Source organism: Arthrobacter sp. Ha26 (genome assembly GCF_059091705.1).
The window spans coordinates 169,160-190,842 of record NZ_JBNHGX010000006.1 but is presented as its reverse complement, the minus strand read 5'-3'; the positions used below and the strand labels follow the sequence as shown (position 1 = coordinate 190,842).

At 65.5% G+C, this 21,683-nt stretch carries 26 protein-coding genes; 11 read left to right on the top strand and 15 right to left on the bottom strand.

Annotation, left to right across the window (positions count from 1 at the left end; all coding sequences use genetic code 11):
* Nucleotides 1–249 precede the first annotated feature (249 nt).
* On the top strand, nt 250–1,488 hold the full coding sequence (locus tag AC5RVY_RS15120) for an MFS transporter (RefSeq protein WP_493955519.1): 1,239 nt from the start codon (nt 250–252) through the stop codon (nt 1,486–1,488).
* Between the two features lie 54 nt (nt 1,489–1,542).
* On the opposite strand, the gene AC5RVY_RS15115 is transcribed toward AC5RVY_RS15120, so the two are convergent.
* Both AC5RVY_RS15115 and AC5RVY_RS15110 read right to left on the bottom strand, forming a co-directional pair.
* A complete protein-coding gene (locus AC5RVY_RS15115; RefSeq protein WP_493955518.1) occupies nt 1,543–2,043 on the bottom strand; it encodes a mycothiol transferase in 501 nt (166 codons plus the stop codon).
* Nucleotides 2,044–2,099: 56 nt separating this feature from the next.
* A complete protein-coding gene (locus tag AC5RVY_RS15110; protein ID WP_493955641.1) occupies nt 2,100–3,119 on the bottom strand; it encodes a LacI family DNA-binding transcriptional regulator in 1,020 nt (339 codons plus the stop codon).
* A 176-nt stretch (nt 3,120–3,295) separates the two neighbouring features.
* Between AC5RVY_RS15110 and AC5RVY_RS15105 the strand changes: the two genes are divergently transcribed.
* On the top strand, nt 3,296–4,231 hold the full coding sequence (locus AC5RVY_RS15105; RefSeq protein WP_493955517.1) for a dihydrodipicolinate synthase family protein: 936 nt from the start codon (nt 3,296–3,298) through the stop codon (nt 4,229–4,231).
* Nucleotides 4,232–4,352: 121 nt separating this feature from the next.
* On the top strand, nt 4,353–5,651 hold the full coding sequence (locus AC5RVY_RS15100; protein ID WP_493955516.1) for an Nramp family divalent metal transporter: 1,299 nt from the start codon (nt 4,353–4,355) through the stop codon (nt 5,649–5,651).
* A 138-nt stretch (nt 5,652–5,789) separates the two neighbouring features.
* Here the strand turns inward: AC5RVY_RS15100 and AC5RVY_RS15095 are convergent, their stop codons facing one another.
* Nucleotides 5,790–6,089: a cupin domain-containing protein gene (locus tag AC5RVY_RS15095; protein WP_493955515.1), complete on the bottom strand. Its 300-nt coding sequence runs from the start codon at nt 6,087–6,089 to the stop codon at nt 5,790–5,792.
* A 78-nt stretch (nt 6,090–6,167) separates the two neighbouring features.
* On the bottom strand, nt 6,168–7,037 hold the full coding sequence (locus tag AC5RVY_RS15090) for a DUF1295 domain-containing protein (RefSeq protein ID WP_493955514.1): 870 nt from the start codon (nt 7,035–7,037) through the stop codon (nt 6,168–6,170).
* A gap of 134 nt (nt 7,038–7,171) precedes the next feature.
* Between AC5RVY_RS15090 and AC5RVY_RS15085 the strand changes: the two genes are divergently transcribed.
* A complete protein-coding gene (locus AC5RVY_RS15085; RefSeq protein WP_493955513.1) occupies nt 7,172–8,473 on the top strand; it encodes a hemolysin family protein in 1,302 nt (433 codons plus the stop codon).
* An 84-nt stretch (nt 8,474–8,557) separates the two neighbouring features.
* Here AC5RVY_RS15085 and AC5RVY_RS15080 read toward each other — a convergent pair whose 3' ends face one another.
* Nucleotides 8,558–9,607, bottom strand: a complete 1,050-nt coding sequence (locus AC5RVY_RS15080; RefSeq protein ID WP_493955512.1) for a helix-turn-helix transcriptional regulator — start codon at nt 9,605–9,607, stop codon at nt 8,558–8,560.
* 120 nt (nt 9,608–9,727) lie between these two features.
* Between AC5RVY_RS15080 and AC5RVY_RS15075 the strand changes: the two genes are divergently transcribed.
* Together AC5RVY_RS15075 and AC5RVY_RS15070 are read left to right on the top strand one after the other, a co-directional pair.
* A complete protein-coding gene (locus AC5RVY_RS15075; protein ID WP_493955511.1) occupies nt 9,728–10,126 on the top strand; it encodes a DUF1304 domain-containing protein in 399 nt (132 codons plus the stop codon).
* A gap of 131 nt (nt 10,127–10,257) precedes the next feature.
* Nucleotides 10,258–10,692, top strand: a complete 435-nt coding sequence (locus tag AC5RVY_RS15070) for a nuclear transport factor 2 family protein (protein ID WP_493955510.1) — start codon at nt 10,258–10,260, stop codon at nt 10,690–10,692.
* Between the two features lie 297 nt (nt 10,693–10,989).
* Here the strand turns inward: AC5RVY_RS15070 and AC5RVY_RS15065 are convergent, their stop codons facing one another.
* The 3 genes from AC5RVY_RS15065 to AC5RVY_RS15055 form a co-directional block, all read right to left on the bottom strand.
* Nucleotides 10,990–11,370 carry a VOC family protein gene (locus AC5RVY_RS15065; RefSeq protein WP_493955509.1) on the bottom strand — a complete coding sequence of 127 codons (381 nt, stop codon included), beginning with the start codon at nt 11,368–11,370 and terminating at the stop codon, nt 10,990–10,992.
* 229 nt (nt 11,371–11,599) lie between these two features.
* On the bottom strand, nt 11,600–11,812 hold the full coding sequence (locus AC5RVY_RS15060) for a hypothetical protein (RefSeq protein ID WP_493955508.1): 213 nt from the start codon (nt 11,810–11,812) through the stop codon (nt 11,600–11,602).
* Between the two features lie 88 nt (nt 11,813–11,900).
* A complete protein-coding gene (locus AC5RVY_RS15055) occupies nt 11,901–12,245 on the bottom strand; it encodes an iron chaperone (RefSeq protein WP_493955507.1) in 345 nt (114 codons plus the stop codon).
* 37 nt (nt 12,246–12,282) lie between these two features.
* On the opposite strand from AC5RVY_RS15055, the gene AC5RVY_RS15050 reads away from it, so the two are divergent.
* A complete protein-coding gene (locus AC5RVY_RS15050) occupies nt 12,283–12,678 on the top strand; it encodes a DUF1801 domain-containing protein (protein ID WP_493955506.1) in 396 nt (131 codons plus the stop codon).
* A 26-nt stretch (nt 12,679–12,704) separates the two neighbouring features.
* Here AC5RVY_RS15050 and AC5RVY_RS15045 read toward each other — a convergent pair whose 3' ends face one another.
* The gene (locus AC5RVY_RS15045) at nt 12,705–12,854 is read right to left on the bottom strand and encodes a hypothetical protein (protein WP_493955505.1); all 150 of its coding nucleotides are present in this window, start codon (nt 12,852–12,854) and stop codon (nt 12,705–12,707) included.
* A gap of 122 nt (nt 12,855–12,976) precedes the next feature.
* Here AC5RVY_RS15045 and AC5RVY_RS15040 point away from each other — a divergent pair, with 122 nt between their 5' ends.
* Nucleotides 12,977–13,438, top strand: a complete 462-nt coding sequence (locus AC5RVY_RS15040) for a MarR family winged helix-turn-helix transcriptional regulator (RefSeq protein WP_493955504.1) — start codon at nt 12,977–12,979, stop codon at nt 13,436–13,438.
* Nucleotides 13,435–14,694, top strand: coding sequence for an MFS transporter (locus AC5RVY_RS15035; RefSeq protein ID WP_493955503.1), 1,260 nt, complete (start codon nt 13,435–13,437; stop codon nt 14,692–14,694). The genes AC5RVY_RS15040 and AC5RVY_RS15035 overlap by 4 nt, the downstream gene beginning before the upstream one ends.
* 15 nt (nt 14,695–14,709) lie before the next feature.
* Here AC5RVY_RS15035 and AC5RVY_RS15030 read toward each other — a convergent pair whose 3' ends face one another.
* Entirely contained in the window at nt 14,710–15,177 is a 468-nt protein-coding gene (locus tag AC5RVY_RS15030; protein WP_493955502.1) for an SRPBCC family protein, read from the bottom strand.
* A 42-nt stretch (nt 15,178–15,219) separates the two neighbouring features.
* The gene (locus AC5RVY_RS15025) at nt 15,220–16,149 is read right to left on the bottom strand and encodes a 2-hydroxyacid dehydrogenase (protein WP_493955501.1); all 930 of its coding nucleotides are present in this window, start codon (nt 16,147–16,149) and stop codon (nt 15,220–15,222) included.
* A 382-nt stretch (nt 16,150–16,531) separates the two neighbouring features.
* Between AC5RVY_RS15025 and AC5RVY_RS15020 the strand changes: the two genes are divergently transcribed.
* Complete coding sequence (locus AC5RVY_RS15020) at nt 16,532–17,767, top strand: mechanosensitive ion channel family protein (protein ID WP_493955500.1); 1,236 nt, start codon at nt 16,532–16,534, stop codon at nt 17,765–17,767.
* Nucleotides 17,768–17,809: 42 nt separating this feature from the next.
* Nucleotides 17,810–18,562, top strand: a complete 753-nt coding sequence (locus tag AC5RVY_RS15015) for an ArsR/SmtB family transcription factor (protein WP_493955499.1) — start codon at nt 17,810–17,812, stop codon at nt 18,560–18,562.
* A 34-nt stretch (nt 18,563–18,596) separates the two neighbouring features.
* Here AC5RVY_RS15015 and AC5RVY_RS15010 read toward each other — a convergent pair whose 3' ends face one another.
* The 4 genes from AC5RVY_RS15010 to AC5RVY_RS14995 all read right to left on the bottom strand — a co-directional run bounded on the left by AC5RVY_RS15010 (nt 18,597) and on the right by AC5RVY_RS14995 (nt 21,634).
* On the bottom strand, nt 18,597–18,803 hold the full coding sequence (locus AC5RVY_RS15010; protein ID WP_493955498.1) for a hypothetical protein: 207 nt from the start codon (nt 18,801–18,803) through the stop codon (nt 18,597–18,599).
* A gap of 36 nt (nt 18,804–18,839) precedes the next feature.
* On the bottom strand, nt 18,840–20,201 hold the full coding sequence (locus AC5RVY_RS15005) for an MFS transporter (protein WP_493955497.1): 1,362 nt from the start codon (nt 20,199–20,201) through the stop codon (nt 18,840–18,842).
* 48 nt (nt 20,202–20,249) lie between these two features.
* Nucleotides 20,250–21,164 carry a serine hydrolase gene (locus tag AC5RVY_RS15000; RefSeq protein WP_493955496.1) on the bottom strand — a complete coding sequence of 305 codons (915 nt, stop codon included), beginning with the start codon at nt 21,162–21,164 and terminating at the stop codon, nt 20,250–20,252.
* Between the two features lie 119 nt (nt 21,165–21,283).
* Nucleotides 21,284–21,634, bottom strand: a complete 351-nt coding sequence (locus tag AC5RVY_RS14995; protein WP_493955495.1) for a GNAT family N-acetyltransferase — start codon at nt 21,632–21,634, stop codon at nt 21,284–21,286.
* Between the last annotated feature and the right edge of the window lie 49 nt (nt 21,635–21,683).

Sequence of the window (21,683 nt, the reverse complement as noted above, 5' to 3'; positions counted from 1 at the left end):
GGCGTACTGCCGGCTCCCGGGGTGATCCCGGCGATGCCTGCCAGCGCGGTGGAGGCGGGGCCGGCCGCGGCAGGACAATCGAAGCATTGGGGGTACCCGCCTCCGGTACCGGAAGCGGGCCTTTTCGGCCCCAGCAGCGCCGTTCCCGTTGGTGGGACGCTGTTAGTTCACAGGGTAAACTTGTTGGAGGAATTGTTAGGCGAGCAGCGCCCGGTTCCAGCCCCTCCCCCTTGAATGGAACCCTTTCCCATGTCCTCCGCGATTTCCGCGCCGGCGCCCAAGCGTTTCCCGCTTGCCGCCATGATGGTCCTGGCCACCATCGCCTTCACCGCCATTACCACTGAACTGCTCCCGTCCGGCCTTCTCCCCCAGATCAGCACCGGCCTGGACGTCTCCGAACCGGTGGCCGGCTACCTCGCCGCCGCGTATGCCGCCGTCATAGTGGTGACGGTGGTGCCGGCCGCGCGGCTGCTGGCCAACATCCCGAAGCGGCCTTTGCTGGTGGCGCTGGTCCTGACCTTCGCGCTCAGCAACGCCCTGGTGGGCATGTCCCCGAACTTCACGTTCGCCATGGGAGCCCGGCTGGTGGGCGGCCTGGCGCACGGGCTGCTCTGGACCACCATGGCTCCGTACGTGGCCCGCGTGGTTCCGGCCGACAAAGTGGGCAAGGCCCTCGCGATCGTTTTCAGCGGCAACAGCCTGGGCCTGGCCATCGGCGCACCGGCGGGCACCGCGCTGGGGACGGTCCTGGGCTGGCGTGCCGGTTTCCTCGCCTTGGCAGCATTCGGCGTGCTCCTGGCCGGCCTTGCCTTCTTTTTCCTGCCGTCCGCACGGCGCGGAGCCGGCGAGGTCCGCCCGTCCATGCGCGCAGCCATCGCCCAGCCCGGCGTGAAGTCCGTAGCCATCGCCTGGCCACTGCTGGTCTTGGCCCACTTCGCGCTCTTCACCTACATCGCTCCGTACATCCGCGAAGCCGGCCTGCCCGACTACGCCATCAGCCTCTCCCTCACCGTCCTGGGCGTCTCCGGCCTGGTGGGCATCTGGATCGCCGGCCTCACCGTTGATTCCCACCCGCGCCGTTCGCTGTTGATCACGACGGCGGCAATTGCGGTGTCGATGCTGGCGTTGCCTTTTGTGGGTGGCAGCCTCTTCGCCGCGCTGGCCCTGATGACGGTGTGGGGTGCGGGACTGGGGGCGATCGGCATCTACAACCAGTCCGCCATCCTCCGGGCGGGCCGCGAGAACAAGGACGCGGCGAACGGGCTCACTGTCCTCACCATCCAGCTGGGCATCACCATCGGCGCCCTCTACGGCTCCGCCGCGCTGGTGCTCGCGGGTCCCCTGCTGGTGCCGGCCGCCGCAGCGCTCCCGGTCATCGCCGCACTGGTCATCGCGTACGCCGGAAAGACAACCGCGTACCCGCCGGGCCCCCGGGAGTCCATCTGGAAGCGGCCGCGGCCCCTCGGCGAGCGCGAGAGCACGCACTGACCCGGGCAGCACTTCTTCTTTCCTGCGTTCCCAGGACGACGGCCTGAGGCAGGGTCAGGACCTGAGGCCCTTGGCGTACGCCGCCTGACCCACGTGCTGCAGGCAGTCGGCCACCGTGCTGACGAGCCGCACACCGAACGTCACCGGCGGGTCCCAGCCCGTGTCCACCACCCGGTCCAGATCCCCTTCGCTGAGCGTCTCCAGCACCCCGACAGTCTGCCGGTGGACGGCGTCGTAGTACTCGAGCAACAGGCCGGGGCTCGCCCTCACCTCGTCCACCTGCTGGCTGGAGTGGCCGTAGCCGGTGTCGCGCTTGGACAGGTGCAGGCCGAAGCGCCCCACAAAATCCTGGTCAATCCACACCTGTTCCAAGCCGGCGGCGGAGGCCACCTGCGCGTCCTCCACCCGGCCGAGGTGCCAGATCAGCCAAGCGATTGAATTCCCGGTGCCGGCCGGGCGGCGGACCAGTGTTTCGTCATCCACCCCATCCAGGACAGCTTCCACGGTCTCCCGGATCCGGCCAAACGTGTCCAGCAGGACTTCATTCGATTTCATCAGGTGCCCTTCCTGTGCGGTGTGGACCCATGCTAGCCCGGGGCCCTGTCTTCAGTTCAGCGGTTTTGCCGCGGCGGCCCGCTCGATTCACGCGGGATGAGGGTGGGGATGGACTTCCGGACCCGGGGTTCCTTGCCGGGCTCCATGATGAGGTCGATGGCTGTCCTGGCGATTTGGTCCAAATGGACGTGGACGGAGGTCAAGGGTGTGGGAAGCCTGGAGGACAGGGGCGTGTCGTTGTAGCCCACGAGTGCCAGGTCGGAGCCGATTTTCAGGCTCTGCCGGTGTGCTGCCGCCATGATTCCCATGGCGATGTTGTCATTGGCTGCGAAAATTGCTGTCGGCCGGTTTTCGTCATCAGCCAGCAGTGCCTCGCCCGCAGTGAACCCATTTTCGATACCGTAGCCTGCCGCCACCAGCCACTGCTCACGCGGGGCAATGCCTGCTTCGTCCAAGGCCTTGCGGGCGCCGGCGAGGCGGGCGATGCCAGTGGAGGTGAAGGACGGCCCGGTAACCACGGCGATCTCGCGGTGGCCCAGGTCGATGAGGTGCCGGACGGCGAGGTAGCCGCCCACTTCGTCGTCGCCGAGGGCGGAGGGGCTGACGCCGTCGGTGCGGAGCACCAGTGCGTGTGCCACATTGCGCTGGCGCAGGAGGCGGGGAAGTTCGTCGTCCAGGCGCGCGGTTGCCAGGATCAGCCCGTCCACGTTGCGGTCCAGCAGGGTTTCGGCCGCCCGCTTCTCGTCGTCGGGATCGTCACCGCTGGTGGCCACCATGGCGAAATAGCCCCGGGACGAGGCGGCGCGTTCGAGTTCTTCAAACATCAGCGCCATCACGGTGTCGCTGAGCCGCGGAACAAGTACGCCCAGGGTGCGTGTTTCGCCGCGGCGGAGGCTTGAGGCGAAGGAATTGCGGCGGTAGCCGAGGTCCTCGGCTACTTTCCGGACATGGGCGGCTGCGGCGGAGCGGGAGGTGGTGCGCTCATCCAGTGCCCGGCTCGCGGTGGAGATGCTCACGCCACTGGCCGCGGCAACGTCCTTGAGCGTGACGATCGTGACGGGGGCGGCCGGGTCCATGGCGGTTCTCCTCTTCAGCAGGGGCGTAAGAGACACTCTATTCCTCCTTCTTGCAAACGTTCCCTTGACAGTGAGGTGGGACACGTTCCATACTGAAAACGTTCCCGCAAACGTTCTCACACCGAGGATACCGCGCCGGGACTGCCGACCATCAAAGAAGACAAGAGGTAGCTGCAATGACCATCGATCTCCGCGGGCTGGTCCCCGCCCCCGTCACCCCGTTCAACCGCGACGGCAGCGTAGACGTCGACGCCATCCACCGGCTGGGCGGCTGGCTCGCCAGCGTCGAAGGCGTCAAGGGACTCGTCGTCCTCGGCCACGCAGGCGAAGGCACCTTCCTGACCCAGGACGAACAGGCCCTGGTGATCCGCGAATTCAAGAACGCCGTCAACGGTGAAATCCCGATCATCGCCGGCATCACCGCTGAAGGAAACACCGTCGCAGCCCTTGAGGCCAAGCGGGCCGTCGAAGCCGGCGCATCCGCCGGCCTGGTCTACCCCTCCCACGGCTGGCTGCGCTTCGGCTACCAGAAGGGCGCACCCCAGACGCGCTACAAGGAAATCTACGAAACGTCCGGCCTGCCGCTGATCCTGTTCCAGTACCCCGATGCCACCAAGGCAACGTACGATCTCGAAACCCAGCTGGAAATCGCCGGGATGGAAGGCGTGTTTGCCACCAAGAACGGCGTCCGCAACATGAAGCGCTGGGACACGGAGATCCCCGTGCTCCGAGCCACCTATCCGGACCTGCAGATCCTCACCTGCCACGACGAGTACCTGCTGCACACGATGTTCGATGTCGACGGTGCCCTGGTGGGCTACGGCGGACTCGCCCCCGAACCGCTGGTGGAACTGATCGCAGCCGGCAAAGCCAAGGACTACTCCGCGGCCCGGGCCATCCACGACCGGCTCTTGCCCGTTACCAAGAACGTGTACCACCGCGGTTCCCACATGGAAGGCACCGTTGCCCTCAAGGAAGGCCTCGTGGCGCGCGGCATCCTGGAGCACGCCACCGTCCGCCCGCCGCTGCTGCCCTTGGCAGAAGGAGCCGACCAGGAAATCGCCCTGGCCCTGAAGTCGGCCAACCTGGGCAACGTCACCGCAACTGTCTGATCCCCGCTCCCACGGATCCTTCCGGGTGGCGGGCCCCGCCCGCCACCCGTTCCAAGCACTGACTCTCCACCCCGGTCAAGGACGACCCCCAGCAATGTCGCTGCATAAGGAGGACTCGCCGATGCGCGAGCACAATAAGACCATCACCCACCCCGTAACCAGGGAAGAACAGATGGCAACCCAGCAAGGAAACCAGGCCCACGGCACCACCAGGAAACACCGCACTTTCCTGGGATACCTGGCCCTCATGGGCCCTGCCTTCGTGGTGGGAGCCTGGCAGTTCGGCCCCGGAAACCTCACAACCGCCGTGCAGGCGGGCAGCCGCTTCGACTACAGCCTGGTCTGGGTCATCGCGGTATCAACCGTCCTCATGATCTTCTTCACCGACATGAGCGTCCGCCTCGGCATTGCCACCCCCACCTCGCTGATCACCTCGATCAAGGACCACCTCGGCAAATGGGTCGGCGTACTGGCAGGCTTCGGCGTTTTCGGCATCACGCTGATGTTCTCCGTGGGCAACGCCGTGGGATCCGGCTTGGGGCTCTCCCTGATTTTCGGTGGATCGCCCGTCCTCTGGACGGTTGTTTGCACGATCGCCGTCGGCTTTGTCCTGGCGTTCCGTAACGTCTACGGAATTGTCGAAAAAGCCCTCCTGGTGATCGTCGTCCTCATGGGCCTGGCTTTCATCGCCAGCACGGTGGTAGCCCAGCCTGACTGGTACCGGTCCCTGGCCGGCGTCGTCCCCAGCCTGCCGCCGGGAAGTGAAATCCTCATCGTTGCCTTGGTGGGCACCAACTTCTCCATCAACGCTGCCTTCTACACCTCCTATGGCGTGAAGGAACACCGCCGTACCCGCGATGACTACCGGGACATCACGCTCGTGGACACCATCCCGGGCATTGTGGCCCCCGGCATCATGACCGCCCTGGTCATCATGGTGGCCGCCGCCGTACTCGGCAAAACCGGCGCCGAGGCAGGCACCATCAACGCCCTGGCCTCCGTCTTCACACCCCTGGCAGGCCCCATCGGCGCGATGGTGTTCGCCCTGGGCCTCTCAGGCGCGGCATTCTCCTCAATGATCGCCAACGCGACCGCAGGCGGCACCATGCTTTCCGATGCCCTCGGCCGCGGAGCGAAGGCAGGATCCCCCACGGCCCGCATATTCACCGGCATCATCCTGGCCTTCGGCCTGATCATCACTCTCTCCTTCCAGGCCTCGCCTGTGGGCCTAATCGTCATCGCGCAGTCCCTGACAGTCCTCATCGCGCCGTTGCTGGGCGTCCTGATTGTCATCATGGCCAACAGGTCCTCTGTTATGGGCGACCTCCGCAACAAGTGGTGGCACAACCTCTTCGGCGCCATCGGACTCATCGCCATCGTGGCCTCCTCCATCCGGCTCATCACCACCCTGATCGGCTAGGGACGGAGACGGCGAAAGTCAGCACGCATCAGTAGTGCCCCTACCGAACGGTGGGGGCACTACGGCGTGGTCCCCTTGCCCCAATCGGAGCGCTCTCCCTTTCTAGCGGTCCAGTTTCACCGCGGTGAACAGCACCGCCTAGTCCTCCTCCGCCTCCAGGCTGTGCATCCCGTCCGGGACGATCAGGAGGTCCCCGGCCTTTCCCTGCCACGACTCACCGCCGGACTTCAGCCACACCGACCCCCTGATGACGAATACCGTGGCCTCGCCGGGGTTCAGGTGTTCGCTGAGCTGGGTGCCGGCGCGGAAGGCCATCACCGTCTGCCGCAGCTTCTTTTCGTGGCCGCCGAACACCGTGTCCGAAGCACGTCCGCTGGATCCGGAAACGGCCGCCTCGAGCTGCTGGCGGGCCAGGGCATCAATCGATATCTTCTGCATGAGGACACGGTACCCACCAAACCGCAGCGGCGGCACCCAACCCGGGTGCCGCCGTCGTACGCCCTGCTACCCGGCCCGCTACGTCAGCTTGGGAACCAGGACCGGGGTGTCCTTTTTGTAGGCCTCGTAGTCGGGCTGGCCGCCCCACTTCCTGTCCGCCTTCGCCTCCAGCGGCGGGACACCGCTGCCCTTGATCAGCAGCATGGCAACGAAGACCGGCGAAACCAGGGCGGCCCACTGCCAGCCCTGCAGCACGGGCAGGGCGATGACGGCGACGCCCACCCAGAGCGTGATCTCGCCGAAGTAGTTCGGGTGCCGGGACTTGGACCACAGGCCGGTATTGATGAAGCGGCCCTTGTTGGCGGGGTCGGCCTTGAAGCGGGTCTTCTGGAGGTCCGCCACGGTCTCCACCGTGATGCCCGCCGCCCACACCAGCAGGCCCGCCCAGAAGAACGCGTCCAGGCCCACCTTTTGATCAGAGGTGATGGCCACCCAGGCCAGCGCCGCCGTGAGAACCACCCACAGACCTTGGAGGGTCCACGTGTTCAGGAAGCGGGTGAAATCCGGCTTGAGCTCATCGAAGCGGTCGTCCTTGCCGTGTTTCATCACCCGCTGGAACAGGAAACCGCCCAGCCGGACGGCCCACAGCACCACCATGGCCGCCAGCAGCAAGCCGCGCGCATCCACGCCCGGGCTCGCCAGCACCAGGAATACCGTGATGGTGATGAACGTCAGGGCGCCGGTGAGGTCGTAAGACTTTTCCGTCTGCGCCCTGTACGACGGGATGAACATCAGCCACTGGATCACAAACGCGGCAGCCACGCCCAGCGCGAACACCGGTAAACCGCCAACGGTGGCGCCGGCTTGGCTGCCGGCAAGAGCAATGAGCACGCCCGCCACCACGGCGATGGGGATGCTGATGAGTGCCTTCCGGCTTTTCTGGTTCATTCGGTTAGGTCCTCCCACGGCCTGCGCCTCGTTCACAGGGTCTTCGGAGCGGCGACGGCGGCGTATGGGTGAGGACTACGGCTTGGCAGGAGGCGCGGGACAAAAGAACGGCAGCCATTCGGTAGTGTCTGATCATGGACGCCGACACCCTGGTCAATTTTCTGTTGGTCCTCTTCTTTGTGCTGCTGGGCGGAGTCTTCTCCGGCACCGAAATGGCGCTGGTGTCCCTCCGCGAAAGCCAGGTCCGCCGGATGGAGAAGGCTGGAAAGCGCGGCGCCCGGATTGCAGCCCTGGCCGGGAACCCCAACAGGTTCCTCTCCACGGTCCAGATCGGCGTGACCCTGTCCGGTTTCTTCTCGGCGGCCTATGGCGCCTCCACTATCGCGCCCGACGTCGAACCCCTCCTGCGGGGCATCGGATTCGGCGCCGCAGCCGAGCCCGCCTCCTTCATCGGCATGACCCTGCTGGTGGCCTACCTTTCCCTGGTGCTGGGCGAACTCGTGCCCAAGAGGCTCGCCATGCAGAGCGCCGTCGGCTTCACCAAAATCCTGGGCCCTCCCCTGCACGTCCTGTCCGAGATCATGCGCCCGGCCGTCTGGCTGCTGTCCGTGTCCACGGACGCCGTGGTCAGACTTTTCGGCGGCAACCCGAACGCCAAGCAGGAAGGCGTCACCTCGGAGGAACTGTGGGACATGGTGGCCGAGAGCGAGGCGCTGGAGGAACACAGCCGCAGCATCCTCTCCGACGTTTTCGGCGCCGGTGACCGCTCGCTGCAGGAGGTGATGCGGCCCCGCACCGACGTCACCTTTATCAGCGGAAACCTCACCGTCTCCGCTGCCCGCAGCCTGCTCCGGGACGGCCCCTTCTCGCGCTATCCGGTGATGGACAGGACGCCCGACGACGTCCTGGGCTTCATCCACATCCGTGACCTCATGCCCCGGGACGGGGACTACGACGAGGGGCTAGTGCGGGACATCGTCCGCGAAATCCTCCCGCTGCCGGGAACCAACAGAGTGCTTCCTTCCCTGTCCCGCATGCGCAGGCTGGGCCAGCACATCGCGCTGGTGGTGGACGAATACGGCGGCACTGACGGCATCGTCACGCTGGAGGACCTGGTGGAGGAACTCGTCGGTGAGATTTATGACGAGTACGACGCCGGCACGGACCCCGAGGACCACGTCACCAGAGCCAACGGTTCCGTGGACGTCGACGGCGGACTGATCCTCCAGGAGTTCGCTTCGGCGTCCGGCATCAGACTGCCCGACGGACACTACGAAACAGTCGCCGGCTACGTTATCGACCGGCTGGGCCGGCTCCCGCAGACAGGCGACCAGGTGGAGGTGGACGGCCACGTTCTCATGGTGACGGCCATGGACCGGCTGCGCATCGCACGGATCCGCGTCACTCCCGTCGGGCGCCCGGCAGGGGAAGGCTGAGCCCGCCCCGGGAGGACTCTGCCCATCAGCCGGCCGCGGATGCCAGCCACCGCCCCCAAGACCGCCTGAGCCCGTCGCCTCGCCTCAGGCGACAAGCGCCGCCACCAGCTCCCCGCGGCTGCCCACGCCAACCTTCTCGAACAGCGACTTCAGGTGGTCGTGGACTGTGTGCGGGGAGATGAACAGGTGCCGGGCGATGTCCGCCGTTGTATTCCCGGACAGCACCTCCCGGCAGACTTCCCGTTCGCGGGCACTGAAGCCGTAGGCAGCCATCAGGAGGGTGGCGAGATCATGGGTGGTCGCCGGTTCCACCGTGACCACCATCTGTTCGGGATCATCGCCGCTGATGAGCCGGCTGGCCTGCAAAACCACCCAGTTGTTGCCGGCATCGCGCATCCTGGCCCTGGCGGCGCCGGACGCAGCGCTGTGAGCCTGTGCCACCACGGAGTACAGCGCCATGCTGAAGCGTCCGGGAGCGGTGCCCTCCACCTCGGCAAGCCAGGCCGCGGCGGCAGGGGTTGCTGCCCGCATTTCACCGTGCCGGCCGGCGATCACGATGACGGGCCCGACGGCGGCGGGCCGGGTTTGCTGCCTGACCCGGGCGGCGATCCTGGTGGCTGCTGCCAGCGTGGCCGTTACGGCACTCAGGAATTCGACTTCCCGGTCGCTGAAGTCCCGGCCACCATCACGGAAGATACTTCCCACTCCCCAGCATGCGTCGTCCACGCGGAAGGCCGCCCGGAGTTCGTGCTCCAGGCCTTGGGGCTTCAACAGGTCATTGATCCGCACGCTGTGAACCACATCCCGGTGCGGGGCGTCGGACATCCGGGCGATGGGACGCGGACGTCGCAGCAGCTCGGCGAAGTTATTCGGTTCTTGGCCGCTGTACTCGGTTTCGGCGAAACGGGCTGAGTATTCCTCGTACTCGCGCGCGGCCACCGGCCACGGCTTCCAGTTCGTAATGGAGGTCATCACCATCGAGTCGGGGTCCACAGCGGCCCAGCACCCTTGCTCGAACGGCACCGCCTGCTGCACGACGGCGAGCGCCGACGCATGAAGGTCAGCCGGGCTCATTCCGCTGACGGCGAGCGCGGCGATCTCCCGCCGGGCACGCTCAGCGCGCTCCTCCCACATAGCTCCAGTATCCGCCCGACGGGCGGCTCCGCAATCCCCCAAAAAGGGGGTTCCCTCGGCACCCCCAAACCCCTGTGAGGGGGATGGGGAGGGCGCGCGCCGCCGTCGTACTCTTCCTCCATGAACGCCGTATCCCAGATCTTCGCGGTCCTTGCCGCCATCATCTACATCGCGGTGTTCCCGCTGGAGAGCTTCCTGATGAACCGGCCGGGGGCGCAGAAGTTTCTCAGCACACCGCCGCAGAATGTTCCGGCCGTGATGATGTGGGCCATTCCCACCGGGTTCCGTAACCTGGTGATCGGCCTGGGAGTCCTCGCCGGGGTGGTAGCCGTGAATCTGGGCTCCGTAGTTGTGGGCTACACCCTGGTGGTCTACTGCTGCCTGAACATGGTGCTTACCGCTCCTGCCATGTTCCTGGCGGACATGCAGGGCCACTACCCCAGGAAAGGTGACAGCATCCCGGGCACCCTGGGCGCCACAGTGCCGGCGCTTATTGCGTTGATCGCACTGCCGTTTTAAGGGGTTAACCGGCCCGTTGACACCCATCCGGGGCGGGCGTGGAATATAAATTGGCTGGGCAAGCAGCCGAAGCCAAACCCTCGAAGCGGCCTCCCGCTTCCGTGAGGCCGCCCAAAAATTGGAGGTCCACAATGGGACAGGCACGCGAAGTCATGGATCGTTTGAACAAGGCCATGGAATCGAAGGACAGAGAGACACTGGCACGCAGCTACGCCGCCGACGCCGTGGCGTTCACCCCTGACCAGGGGGAAATCCGCGGGCGGGACGCGATCACCAGATACCTCTTCGACCTTTGGGAAGCAATGCCGGACGTCCGGTATGACCAGACCGGGCGGTATGAGTCGGGGAACGTGGCGATCGATGAGGGCATCGTCATCGGAACCAACACCGGGCTGCTGCGCATGCCCACCGGTGAAACGCTTCAGCCAACAGGCAAGGTGCTCAGGGTCCATAGCTGCGACGTGGCCACTGTGGAGAACGGCGAGATCACGTCCCACCACTTCTACTTTGACCAGGTGGAGTTCTTGTCGCAGCTCGGGCTGATGGGTGAAATGAGCGCGAAGTGAGGAGTGTTGAAACCGTCGATTTTAAGAAAAGCCGCGGATACCTTCGGGGCGGCACCTGCGTTTCTGGCATCCGCGCAGCTGCCGTAGCAGGCAGCGGCTGGCGCCACGGGCAAAAGGCCCGGCTCATTGCCGGGCCTTTTTCATGGGGGAAGATTGTCAAAAATTGTGAAGCTGCCGGAGTAGCACAGCAGAATATGCCCGTAACAATGATCGGCAGATTGGGCACTCAAAGATGTTGCCGCCCGGCGCAAGAGGAAGCCCGCACGTGCACAATGCACGCGCGGGCTTGTGCACCAGCTATGCCCTTTGCGAAAGGTTCAGAATGTTGCCCTCGCTGTCCAGGAACCAGGCGCCCTTTCCCCATGAATCAGACGCAATTCCATTTTCAGTCTTCAAGCCCGGCATATCGTATTCTTCGAACTTGACGCCCCGGGCCTTCAGATCCTCCATCTCGCGTTCGATGTTGTCCGTCTCCCAGCCCATCTGGGTATTCTTGGCGGTTCCAGCGTTGCCGGTCTGATACAGCAGGAAGGATGTTCCGTTGCCGCAGCGGTACACCAGGCTGTCATTCTCAATGGACTCCGCCGGTTCGAGTCCGAGTTTGTCGCTGTAGAACTCCTTCGCCCTGGTGATGTCCTGTGCAGGAAGGACGGCCATAACTGCTAAATTCTTGAGCATAATGATTTCCTTTAGTGCAGTGTTTCGCATTAATGGCGATGCTCTCCCCCTGTTGCGGTCCGGAACATCTGCGTCCGTGCCGCGTGGCCGTCAATTCCGCCTGCCCTGAGCGGCCACCTGGGACTCTTCAACGCCACGCCAGCCGTCATCGGCGGGAGGATCCCCGAAGCTTATGTGGCAATTATGGAACCGATTCGCGGCTACGGAAATAGGGAATGCTACTTCTTCGCTAGTCCTGCTCCTGCTGCTCGTCGCTTTCCGCTTCAGACTTATCGCGGGCCTCGCGCAGGTGCTGCTCCAGTTTGGCCTCGGCGTCCCTCCGCCTGTAGCCAACGGATCTTGCCTGCTCAGCTGTGGGATGACGGTGCTCCCGTTCCCAAGCATGGTCATTCACGCCGGTGGAAGGCGCGGCGTCCTCAACCGGTTCGCTGTTTTCACCCATACCGGATGGTCTCACAGGCGAGTGAACGGGTTCCAGACCGGGCTGGCCCGGGCGTGCCGCAGGAGACCTGGAGCAGCCTCAACAACGCCTACTTTCGGATCTCCGCCATCCGCAGCCGGACCATTTCAGCCACCACGTCATCAGGAACAGGATGGTCCAGGGTAAACCGGACAGTCCCCTTGGACAGCGAGTAGCCGTCCAGATGGTTGGTGACAGCGTCCACCACGGCTGGCGAGAACGGGAAGATGGACAGATGCTGGGCCGCTGCCACCACGCCGATGAGGGGCTTGCCGTCCAGCCTCAGGGCGGGCATGCCATAACTCACTCCCTCGACGGCGTCCGGCGCGAGGCTCCTCGCGATCTCGATGACGCGCTCCAGGCAGCTGCGGTTGGATTCAGACATGGCGGCGAGGGAATCGTCAACGGCACCCATGCGCTTAGCCTAGCCGCTCAATGAGGTACCATCGCCGATGAGCTACCAGAAGGATCCCCGCGTGGATCAGTACATCGACGCCCTCCCGGCATGGCAGAAGGCCATCTGCCTGCAGGTGCGGGACCTTGTCCATTCCGCAGATCCCGAGGTCCAGGAAACCATCAAACGCACGGTCCAGCCGTACTTCGTCCTGCAGGGCAATGTCTGCGCACTGCTTGCTGCGAAGGACCATGTCAACGTGTTCCTGTATGACGGCGGCCTCACCCCGGACCCGCACAACATCATCACCGGCGGGCACGGCAACAAGACCGGCCGAATGATTTCCTACCACGAGGACGAGCCGATCAACGAGGAAGCCCTCGTCGAAATGTTCCGGGCCATCATCGCCATGAATCGCGCCGGGGGCTGGCGGAAGATCAAGGCCGGACAGTAGGAGCCCGCGCTTCGCGGCCAGCCGGATTACCGGCCGGCCCGGACCATGCGCATTTCGGGCAAGCCCTCCCACTCAGGCGGAAGCAGGCCGCGCTCGCCGTCCGGCTGGAAGCCGTGCCCCCGGTAGAACGGTGCGCCCTCACGTCCGCGCGTCGCCTGTCGAAGAACGTAGTCCATGCCCAGCCTAACCGGTGACGCGTATCAACCTCCTGGCCACTTGCCCTCCTCCGATTACAGCAGCATACTTATTAGCGGGACTAATTAGCATTGCTAAGCATTATCGGAGGCGCAAACCCACAGTGACCACAACCAACACTGAGAACACCAAGACCAGGCCGTCGATCACTCCCGACGGTCTCGCCATCGAACTCCGCACAGCCGTTATGCGCACATCCCGCAGGCTCCGCGTCGAAGCTACCGGCGACGTCATCACGCCCGGCCAATACACCGTCCTGGCCCAACTCAACGGCGCTGGCCCCGCCACCCTGCGCGAACTTGCCGACCGGGAGCACGTCCAGGCCCCGTCCATGACCCGCATCGTCAACGCCCTGGCCGACCAGGGGTTTGTGTCCAGGGCCGCCAACCCCGACGACGGCCGCCAGGTCCGGGTGGACATCACCGACGCCGGCAGGGCCGTCCTGGCCGAAGCCCGCAACCAGCGCACCGCCTGGCTCGCCCAGCGCGTGGCCGGACTCAGCGAAGAGGACCGGCGCACCCTAAGCCGCGCCGCCCACATCATGCAGGAGATGAGCGGCAAATGAGCGCCATGTTCCGGGCCTTGGAAAATCGTAATTACCGCATCTGGGCCGGCGGGGCCATAGTGTCCAACATCGGGACGTGGATGCAGCGGGTGGCACAGGACTGGCTTGTGCTGACAGTGCTCACCAACCATTCCGGAGCGGCCCTGGGCATCACCACAGGACTGCAGTTTCTTCCCATGCTGCTGCTCGGCCCGTACGGCGGAGTGCTGGCGGACCGCTACCGCAAGCGCGTCATCCTGCTGTGGACCCAGGTAGCCATGGGCCTGACCGGCCTGGTGCTTGGACTCCTGGTGGTCACAGGCACGGCCCAGCTCTGGCACGCCTACCTGGCCGCTCTTGGCCTTGGAATTGCCGGGGCTATAGACGCGCCGTCGCGCCAGGCGTTCGTTTCCGAACTCGTGGGGCAGGACAATATCTCCAACGCCGTCGCCCTGAACTCCGCATCGTTCAATACCGCAAGGCTCACCGGGCCGGCCATCGCGGGCGTGCTCATCGCGTGGGTAGGAACGGGACCGGTGTTCCTGCTCAATGCGGCCAGCTTTGCTGCCGTCATCATCTCGCTGTTCCGGATCCGGACCTCCGAGCTGGCCCCACGAATGCAGGCAGCACGCGGGAAACATCAGGTCGCGGAAGGCGTGCGGTATGTGCGGCAAAGGCCGGATCTGGTGCTGATCCTCTTTATGGTGGGCATCCTGGGCGCCTTCGGGATGAACTTCCCCATCACCAATGCGCTGATGACCACCACCGAGTTCGGCGTAGGACCCGGCGAATTCGGGCTCCTCGGCTCCATCATGGCGGTGGGCACCTTGGCCGGAGCACTGCTCGCGGCGCGCAGGGCAGGTCCCCGGCTGCGCTACCTCCTCGGTGGTGCGTTGGGCCTTGGTGCCTTCACGCTGCTCGGCAGCGTATCGCCGTCGTTCTGGCTCTATGCCGCCGTCCTCATTCCTGTCGGTCTTGCGTCCATCACGTTCCTGAACAGCTGCAACACCAGCATCCAGCTCTCGGTGGAGCCCCAGTTCCGGGGACGGGTGCTCGCCCTTTACCTGGCGATCCTCCAGGGCGGAACTGCGGTGGGCGCACCGCTGATGGGGTGGATCGGCTCGGAGTTCGGGGCACGCTGGTCAGTGGCGGCCGGTGGTGCCGTGGTCCTGGTGACGGCACTGTCCGCGGTCGTCGTGGTGAGCCGGCGGAGCCAGCTGACCCTGCGCGACAACCTGAGGACCGTGTTCCGCAGGCGGCGCGAGCCTGCCGTGTAGCCCGCCGGTCCCGCGTCAGCTCTTCTTGGCCGCCACGGCCTCAGACAGCGACTTGAGTCCACGTTCGAAGTCAGACCCCACCAGTTTGTCCATGTTCATAAAGAGCGCGAACAGCTTGGCAGCGCCCTTGTTTTCCCCTGTCATGGTCCAGGTGACTTCGGTGCCGCCTGGTGCGGGGGTGAACGTAAAGGTGGTGGGGTTCAGGGCCTTGAACGGCTTGGTGAACTGGAGCCGGACCTTGATCCCGCTGTTTGGCACGGACTCAACGATCTCCATGGTTCCGCTGCCTGCTTTGCGGTTGCCGCTCCACTCGTAGCCTGCTCCCACGCCTGATTCGCTGCCGAAGTAGCGCCGGCTCATGCCGGGATCCACCGTCTCCCACGGCGACCATTTGGTCCACTCATGGAAGCTGTTGACCAGCGGAAAGACGTCTTCGGCGGGGGCAGGAATGACCGCGCTGCGGCGGACTTCATAGGAGGACATGGCCTAAGCATAGGGAGCAACGGCTTGTCCTGGATAGCGAACCTAGGTGGACGCTCCGCCCAGCACCACGTTCACCGGTTCCTTGCCCTCAAGGAGCAACCCGATCTGCTGCTTGATCAGCCGCACCATCCGCGGGAACATCGCCGAGCTTGCCCCGCCCACATGCGGAGTGATCAGCACGCCGGGCGCGGTCCACAGCGGGTGGCCGGCGGGCAGCGGCTCGGGGTCGGTTACATCCAGGGCGGCGCGGAGCCTCCCCGAGGACGTCTCCGCAAGGAGCGCATCGGTGTCCGCCACCGGACCGCGGGCCACGTTCACCAGCAGCGCGCCGTCCGGCATCGCCGCCAGGAACTTGGCGTCCACCAGCTGCCGGGTCTGCTCGCTGAGTGGAACGCTCACCACCACGATTTCGTGCAACGGAAGCTGCTCATACAGGGAGTCGATCCCGAAGACCTTCCCGCCCGCTTCCTCGCGCTCGCGGCTGGCCATCCGGGTCACTTCTGTTTCGAACGGCAGCAGCCTGGCCTCGATGGCCTTGCCCACTCCCCCGTATCCCACCAGCAGCACCCGCCGGTCCGCCAGGCTGGGACGCTGGCTGTTGTCCCACGTTCCAGTGGCCTGGTTCCGGGCAAAATCCGGCATGCCGCGCTGGCTGGCGATCATCATGCCCAGGGCGAGCTCCGCCGTGGAAGTCTCATGGACGCCTGCCGCGTTGGCGAAAACGCAACCCTCGGGCAGGACGTCCGAGACGCCGTCGTACCCGATTGACTGGCTCTGGACCAGCCCGACGTCCGCCCCGTCCAAGGCGGCGAGCGCCGCCGGCTTGCCCATGTAAGGCGGCACCAGCAGGTCGATCCGACCCTTCGGGGCGGGCCCGGCCAGGTCCCACAGGAAAAAGTCCACCCCGTCGATCGGCTCCAGTGCGTCGAGGAGTTTCTGGTCGGGCAGGGCCACACGCAACGGCGCGGTCATGCGGCCACCTTGCGTCGAAACGAAGATTCCATAGTCGCGATCTTAGTTGGCATCCCACATCCGCAGTATTAGCGAGCCCGCTGTGGGTTGGAGTGCCCCGTGGGCTCGGGCGTGGAACGCGCCGGGCGTTCCAGTCCGGCCGCGGCATCAATCTCCTGCTCATCCAGCGTTTCCAATCCGCAACCAGGGGTTTGGGCAAGCCCCGCGCAGAGGCCGTACGTTCCCGCCCGGTTGCCCCACCGGCAGCGGGGCCACATCGGCCACCTCCCGGGCTAATCCGAGGGTCCGGCTGCTCCAGCCCCCGCTCGTAGGGGACGAACGGGGCAGGAGCACACACCCCTCGATTTCAGTCCCTTCGCCGGAACTTGGTAGAGGTTAAGGGATGCAAGACGTACTTAATCCCGCCATGCCCTTCCTTTCCGTCACGCTTGCCGTGGCCGCAGGACTGGTCCTGTCCTGGCTGCTGCGCAAGCTCGTCCTGCGCCTCAACCGCAAGCGCCCCGAGCTGCAGGCCACGTCCCGTGTGGCCCGCCAGCCGCTGCGGCTGGCACTGTGCCTCATCGGCGTCCGCAGTGCGCTGGGACTGACGGCGGAGAGCAGAAGCTGGCTGCCCGCCGTCGACCATTTGCTCCTGATAGCACTCATCGGCTCGCTGGCCTGGCTGGGAGTGGCGGTGCTGCTGATCGTTGAATCGGTGGTCCTGGGCCGGTACAGCGTGGACGTGGCGGACAATCGTCGCGCCCGGCGGCTGCGCACCCAGATGATCCTGGCCCGGCGGATCGGCGTGGCATTGGTGGTGGTGCTCGCCGTCGGCTCGGTGATGCTGACTTTCCCGGCCATCCAGGCCCTCGGCGCCGGACTGCTGGCGTCCGCAGGTGTCATCTCCATCGTGGCAGGCCTCGCCGCCCAGACCTCCCTGGTGAACGTGTTCGCCGGCATGCAGCTTGCCTTCACGGACGCCATCCGGGTGGACGATGTGGTGGTGGTCCAAAAGGAGTGGGGCCGGATCGAGGAAATCACCCTCACCTACGTGGTGGTCCACATCTGGGACGACCGGCGCCTGATCCTGCCCTCCACCTACTTCACCACCACGCCGTTCGAGAACTGGACCCGCCGGCAGTCCGAAGTGATGGGCACCGTGGAGTTCGACCTCGACTGGCGCGCCCCCGTGGAGGACATGCGCGCCGAACTGCGCAGCGTCCTGGCAGGCACCGACCTCTGGGACGAGCGCGTGGGCGTCCTGCAGATTACCGACGCCACCGGCGGATTCGTCCGCGTCCGCATCCTGGTCAGTGCCGCGGACAGCGCCGCCCTTTTCGACCTTCGCTGCCTCATCCGCGAAGCCATGGTCACCTTCCTGCAGCACGGCCATCCGGAGGCACTGCCACAGCAGCGATGGACCGAGGCAGCGGCCGACGGCGGCGCCTCCTCCCGCCGTCAGCAACCCCTCCGGGGGCTGGGCACCTCCGGCCGGGACGGCTCCCGTGGCCCGGCCGACCCCCACGAGTCGCAGCTTTTCACCGGCTCGATTGAAGCGGTGCAGCGTTCGCGCGCCTTCACCGGGCCCGGTGAAGAGGTGTTCCAGGACCGGGACCAGACGCTGGCGTCGAGGAACTGAAACCCTTGATAGGTGACCATACGGTCACCTATTATTGGTCCTATGGATGCGGTGTTCAAGGCGCTGGCGGACGCAACCCGGAGGGACTTACTGGACGAGCTCTTCCGTGAGGACGGCCAGACCCTGGGTGCCCTCGAGGCCCATTTCACCATGACCCGGTTCGGGATCGCCAAGCACCTCAAGATCCTGGAGGAGGCCGGACTGGTGGTGGCCCGCCGTCGGGGGCGTGAAAAGCTGCACTACCTGAACCCGGTACCCATCCGGCTCGTCCACGACCGCTGGGTGAGCAAATACGCAGAACCATGGGCCGCTGGCCTCAGCGACCTCAAATCCAGATTGGAAAGTCCCATGGAAAAAATCTTCGAGATCTACATCAAAACCACGCCGGAGCGGCTTTGGGAAGCCATCACGGACAGCGACATCCGCAGCAAGTACCAGTTCGGGAACACCATCGAATCGGACTGGAGCCCGGGCGGGCGCTTCACCATGAACAACGTCAAAGCGGGCGCACCCTTGGGTGAAGGCGAGAACCTGGAAGTGGATCCGCCCCGCCGGCTCGTCCAGACCATGCGCGCGCTCTGGGGCGAGGACGTCAAGGCCGAAGGCACCTCCAAGATCACCTGGGACATCGAACCCGTGGGCGATTCCTGCCGCCTGACCGTCACCCACAGCGACCTGCGCGAGGGTGCCAACGAACAGCTTTACGGCGGCTGGCCCATGATCCTCTCCGGCCTCAAGACCTGGCTGGAAACCGGCGAGAAGCTCACCACGCCGGGCTCGCTGATGTACACCTGACGCCCGGGACGGCACGCTGCCGGGCAAGAAGCACTCAGGTCCGGCGGGTGCCGTCCCACCTGCGTCTGCGCAGCGAACTTGTGGCCATCAGTGAGCCGCCGATGAACAGCACGCCCAGGACAACGGTGGCCACGCCTACGTAGAACCATGCGCCCCGGCCGAAGATCATCAACGCCGCGCCCAGGACGCACAAGCCTTTCGCGGTGACGTCGAGGTACAACTGCACCTTTGGAGAAGCCATATCTCCACGATAAACCCGGCCCGCCACGCGGACCGCCTAGTCCGTCCGCTGCCTCCACAGCACGCACACGCCGAACGTCACGACGCACAGGACCAGCATGGCCAGGACCATCCGGGCCCAGTTCTCCTGGTGCACGCCGTCCGCTGCGAACACACCGATCATCACGGTGGCGGTGATCGCGCCGGCATACCGGCAGGTCTGGTAGATGCCCGCCGCCACGCCCCGCTCCTGCGGCCGGGTGGAGAGGAACATGCCCTGGTTGGTGGCGATGCTCACCGTTCCGTACGGGACACCCATAAGTGCTGTCAGCACCACCACCAGCGGGATCAGCAGGGTGCCGGCGAGCAGCCACATCAGCGCGGCCGCCACTGTCAGAAGGACGACGCCGGCAAGCAGCACCCCGCGCACACCGAACCTTCCCATGGCCTTGACGGCCCACGGGGTTGCCACCACCGACATGGCGGCGAGCGGCAGCATCAGCAGGCCGACGACGCCGGGATTGTAATTGCCTGCCTCCTGCAGCAGCTGGGGCAGGCCGAAGAAGACGAAGTAGTAGACGCTGCTGAACACCGCGAAGCCCAGGTACACCAGCATCAGCGGCCGGTTGCGACCCAGCAGCCGCAGGTCCAGGAACGGCCGGTTGAAGCGCAGCTCACGCCAGGCGAACACGGCCGCTATCAGGGTGCCGCCGGCAAGCATCCACCAGCGGTAGCCGGGCGCCACGTTCAGGGCCGCCATCATCACCAGCAGCAGGGCGGAGACGAAAGCCAGGATCCCGGGGATGTCCGAGTCCCTGACCAGCTCGGCGACGCTGCCGCGCTCCCGGGCCTCGTCTCTGGGGGCTGCATGCCGCACGATGAACAGCGCGGCCAGCGCCAGCGGCACGTTGATCAGGAACAGTGCTTCCCAGCCCACCAGGCTCACCAGCAGCCCGCCGACGACCGGCCCCACTGCCGCGGCAGAGGTGTTTGCCATCTGCAGCTGGCCCAACGGCCGGGCGGAGTCCACTTTGGCCCGGTGCGCTACCGCCCCCACCATCACCACCGCGCTGGGATAGGCCGTTGCCGTGCCCAACGCCATCACGGCGCGGGCAACACACAGCAGGGCGAAGCTCGGCGCGAGCGGCGCCAGGGCGCAGGTGACGGCGACCAAAGCCATGCCGAGCATAAACATCCGCCGGGGCCCGAAACGGTCCGCCAACCGGCCCATCACGGGCTGCCCTGCTGCCGATGCCAGGTAGAACGAGGTGATCACCCAGGTAACCGCGGCGACGTCGAGCCCGAAGTCGGCGCGGAGAACCACCAGGGCCACTGCGATCATGGAGGAGTTGAGGGGGTTCAGTGCCGTGCCCAGGCTGAGGCCGGCGACGGCCAGGGCAGTCCGGGGATTGTTGCTCACGGAAACAGTCTTACCCACCGGTGCATTCGTTAGCGACTTTGGTCGCTCCTAGGGTGCGTTGTTCCCTGCCCGGACAGGAGGGAACAAGGCTTTTTCGACGACGCCGGTGAGCTCCCTGATGACCTCAGCCTGCCCCTCGTCCTGGACGCCGTCGGCATTTTCGGTATAGATCACGAGCACAAAGCTGGAACCGCGGTAGGCCAGGACGGCCGCGTCGTGGAGTTCGCCGTCGATCTCACCGTATTTGTGGAACACCTCGATCCCGGCCTGGGAGGCGGCGGGAATCAGTTCCTCGTTGTTCGTGTCCTGCATGTAGCTCAGCAGCTGCGCAGTGTTGTCCTTGTTCAGCAGTTCTCCGGCGTACAGCTGTTTCAGGACCAGGGCCATTCCGGCAGGAGTCAGTTGGTTCTCCTCCGGGTCGTAGGCCACGCCGATGGAGGCCGCGTACTCCGTTAGCCGCGGGTAGCCCACGGCATCCATCAACAGCAGCCAGGAATCGTTGTTGCTCTCGTTGACCATGGCCTCGAGCTGGAACGCGGCGTCGTAGTCCCCCAGGGGGTCGTCCAGGCCCGCTTCCCCGGTTTCCACCAGGTGGTAGTACGCGGCGGCCGTGATGATCTTCGCCGTGCTGGCGGCGGTGAACGTTTCCTGGTCCCCGAACGTGCGTGCCGCGTCACCGGTGATGTCGGCCATGGCCAGTCCGATCCGGTAATCGGGGTTGTCGTCAAGGACGGACTGGATGTTGTCCTGGAGCGAATCCGGAGCCACGGCCACGGGAGATTGGGGAACAGCTGCCGGAACCGGGGTGGTGATGCCGTTCGGCGGCCCCGACCGCACCACGGCAAGAACGATGGTGGCCACGATCACTAGCGCCACCGCCGTGAACAGCAGCGCCAGCCTTTTCCGGGCACGCGGATGCGGGATATCCTGCCGCACCGCACGCAGTCTTTGGTCCACCGACATAGGGGCTCCTGTCCCACTTAAACAATCTGATCCGCATCCTGCGGGCCCCAGTGCACGCGATGCGATGTTGATTAGATCATCGAAGTTTGGGAGCTGCCTGTAAGCCTCTCCGGCGAGCCTTAGCGGGTGCGGGCCGCCAGTGCCGCATCCAGGAATTCGAGGTGGGCCGGCGCAACACCCACGGCGCTGCCGGCGTATTCCGGGTGCTTGGCAAGGAACTTTTTGATGAAGGGGCAGACCGGAACGATGCCTATCCCTGCGCCCGCCGTCTCGTCCAGGGCCGCTGTGGCGAGCTTTCCCGCCAAGCCCTGGCCTCCGTATTCCTCGTTGATCACGGTGTGGTAGAAAATCCGCTGGGGTGAAGCGCCGCCGTCGTAGTCCTTATACGCTGCCTTGCCGATCACATTGCCGGCGTCCAGGATCTCGAAACGCTGGCGGCCGGTGTTGTGGCGGACGGTGATCTCACTCAAGGGGACTCCTTCGATGCGGTTGCGTTGCTGCCCTTGCAAAGCCTAACCC

Excerpts from the sequence above, each read along its gene's own strand:
- AC5RVY_RS15105 (WP_493955517.1), top strand. The coding sequence starts at position 3,296 with ATGACCATCGATCTCCGCGGGCTGGTCCCCGCCCCCGTCACCCCGTTC.
- AC5RVY_RS15085 (WP_493955513.1), top strand. The coding sequence starts at position 7,172 with ATGGACGCCGACACCCTGGTCAATTTTCTGTTGGTCCTCTTCTTTGTG.
- AC5RVY_RS15045 (WP_493955505.1), bottom strand. The coding sequence starts at position 12,854 with ATGGACTACGTTCTTCGACAGGCGACGCGCGGACGTGAGGGCGCACCG.
- AC5RVY_RS15050 (WP_493955506.1), top strand. The coding sequence starts at position 12,283 with ATGAGCTACCAGAAGGATCCCCGCGTGGATCAGTACATCGACGCCCTC.
- AC5RVY_RS15075 (WP_493955511.1), top strand. The coding sequence starts at position 9,728 with ATGAACGCCGTATCCCAGATCTTCGCGGTCCTTGCCGCCATCATCTAC.
- AC5RVY_RS15100 (WP_493955516.1), top strand. The coding sequence starts at position 4,353 with ATGCGCGAGCACAATAAGACCATCACCCACCCCGTAACCAGGGAAGAA.
- AC5RVY_RS15060 (WP_493955508.1), bottom strand. The coding sequence starts at position 11,812 with ATGGGTGAAAACAGCGAACCGGTTGAGGACGCCGCGCCTTCCACCGGC.
- AC5RVY_RS15010 (WP_493955498.1), bottom strand. The coding sequence starts at position 18,803 with ATGGCTTCTCCAAAGGTGCAGTTGTACCTCGACGTCACCGCGAAAGGC.
- AC5RVY_RS15055 (WP_493955507.1), bottom strand. The coding sequence starts at position 12,245 with ATGGGTGCCGTTGACGATTCCCTCGCCGCCATGTCTGAATCCAACCGC.
- AC5RVY_RS15090 (WP_493955514.1), bottom strand. The coding sequence starts at position 7,037 with ATGAACCAGAAAAGCCGGAAGGCACTCATCAGCATCCCCATCGCCGTG.
- AC5RVY_RS15015 (WP_493955499.1), top strand. The coding sequence starts at position 17,810 with ATGGATGCGGTGTTCAAGGCGCTGGCGGACGCAACCCGGAGGGACTTA.
- AC5RVY_RS15000 (WP_493955496.1), bottom strand. The coding sequence starts at position 21,164 with ATGTCGGTGGACCAAAGACTGCGTGCGGTGCGGCAGGATATCCCGCAT.
- AC5RVY_RS15030 (WP_493955502.1), bottom strand. The coding sequence starts at position 15,177 with ATGTCCTCCTATGAAGTCCGCCGCAGCGCGGTCATTCCTGCCCCCGCC.
- AC5RVY_RS15025 (WP_493955501.1), bottom strand. The coding sequence starts at position 16,149 with ATGACCGCGCCGTTGCGTGTGGCCCTGCCCGACCAGAAACTCCTCGAC.
- AC5RVY_RS15110 (WP_493955641.1), bottom strand. The coding sequence starts at position 3,119 with ATGGACCCGGCCGCCCCCGTCACGATCGTCACGCTCAAGGACGTTGCC.
- AC5RVY_RS15065 (WP_493955509.1), bottom strand. The coding sequence starts at position 11,370 with ATGCTCAAGAATTTAGCAGTTATGGCCGTCCTTCCTGCACAGGACATC.
- AC5RVY_RS15070 (WP_493955510.1), top strand. The coding sequence starts at position 10,258 with ATGGGACAGGCACGCGAAGTCATGGATCGTTTGAACAAGGCCATGGAA.
- AC5RVY_RS15035 (WP_493955503.1), top strand. The coding sequence starts at position 13,435 with ATGAGCGCCATGTTCCGGGCCTTGGAAAATCGTAATTACCGCATCTGG.
- AC5RVY_RS15095 (WP_493955515.1), bottom strand. The coding sequence starts at position 6,089 with ATGCAGAAGATATCGATTGATGCCCTGGCCCGCCAGCAGCTCGAGGCG.
- AC5RVY_RS15115 (WP_493955518.1), bottom strand. The coding sequence starts at position 2,043 with ATGAAATCGAATGAAGTCCTGCTGGACACGTTTGGCCGGATCCGGGAG.
- AC5RVY_RS15020 (WP_493955500.1), top strand. The coding sequence starts at position 16,532 with ATGCAAGACGTACTTAATCCCGCCATGCCCTTCCTTTCCGTCACGCTT.
- AC5RVY_RS15080 (WP_493955512.1), bottom strand. The coding sequence starts at position 9,607 with ATGTGGGAGGAGCGCGCTGAGCGTGCCCGGCGGGAGATCGCCGCGCTC.
- AC5RVY_RS15120 (WP_493955519.1), top strand. The coding sequence starts at position 250 with ATGTCCTCCGCGATTTCCGCGCCGGCGCCCAAGCGTTTCCCGCTTGCC.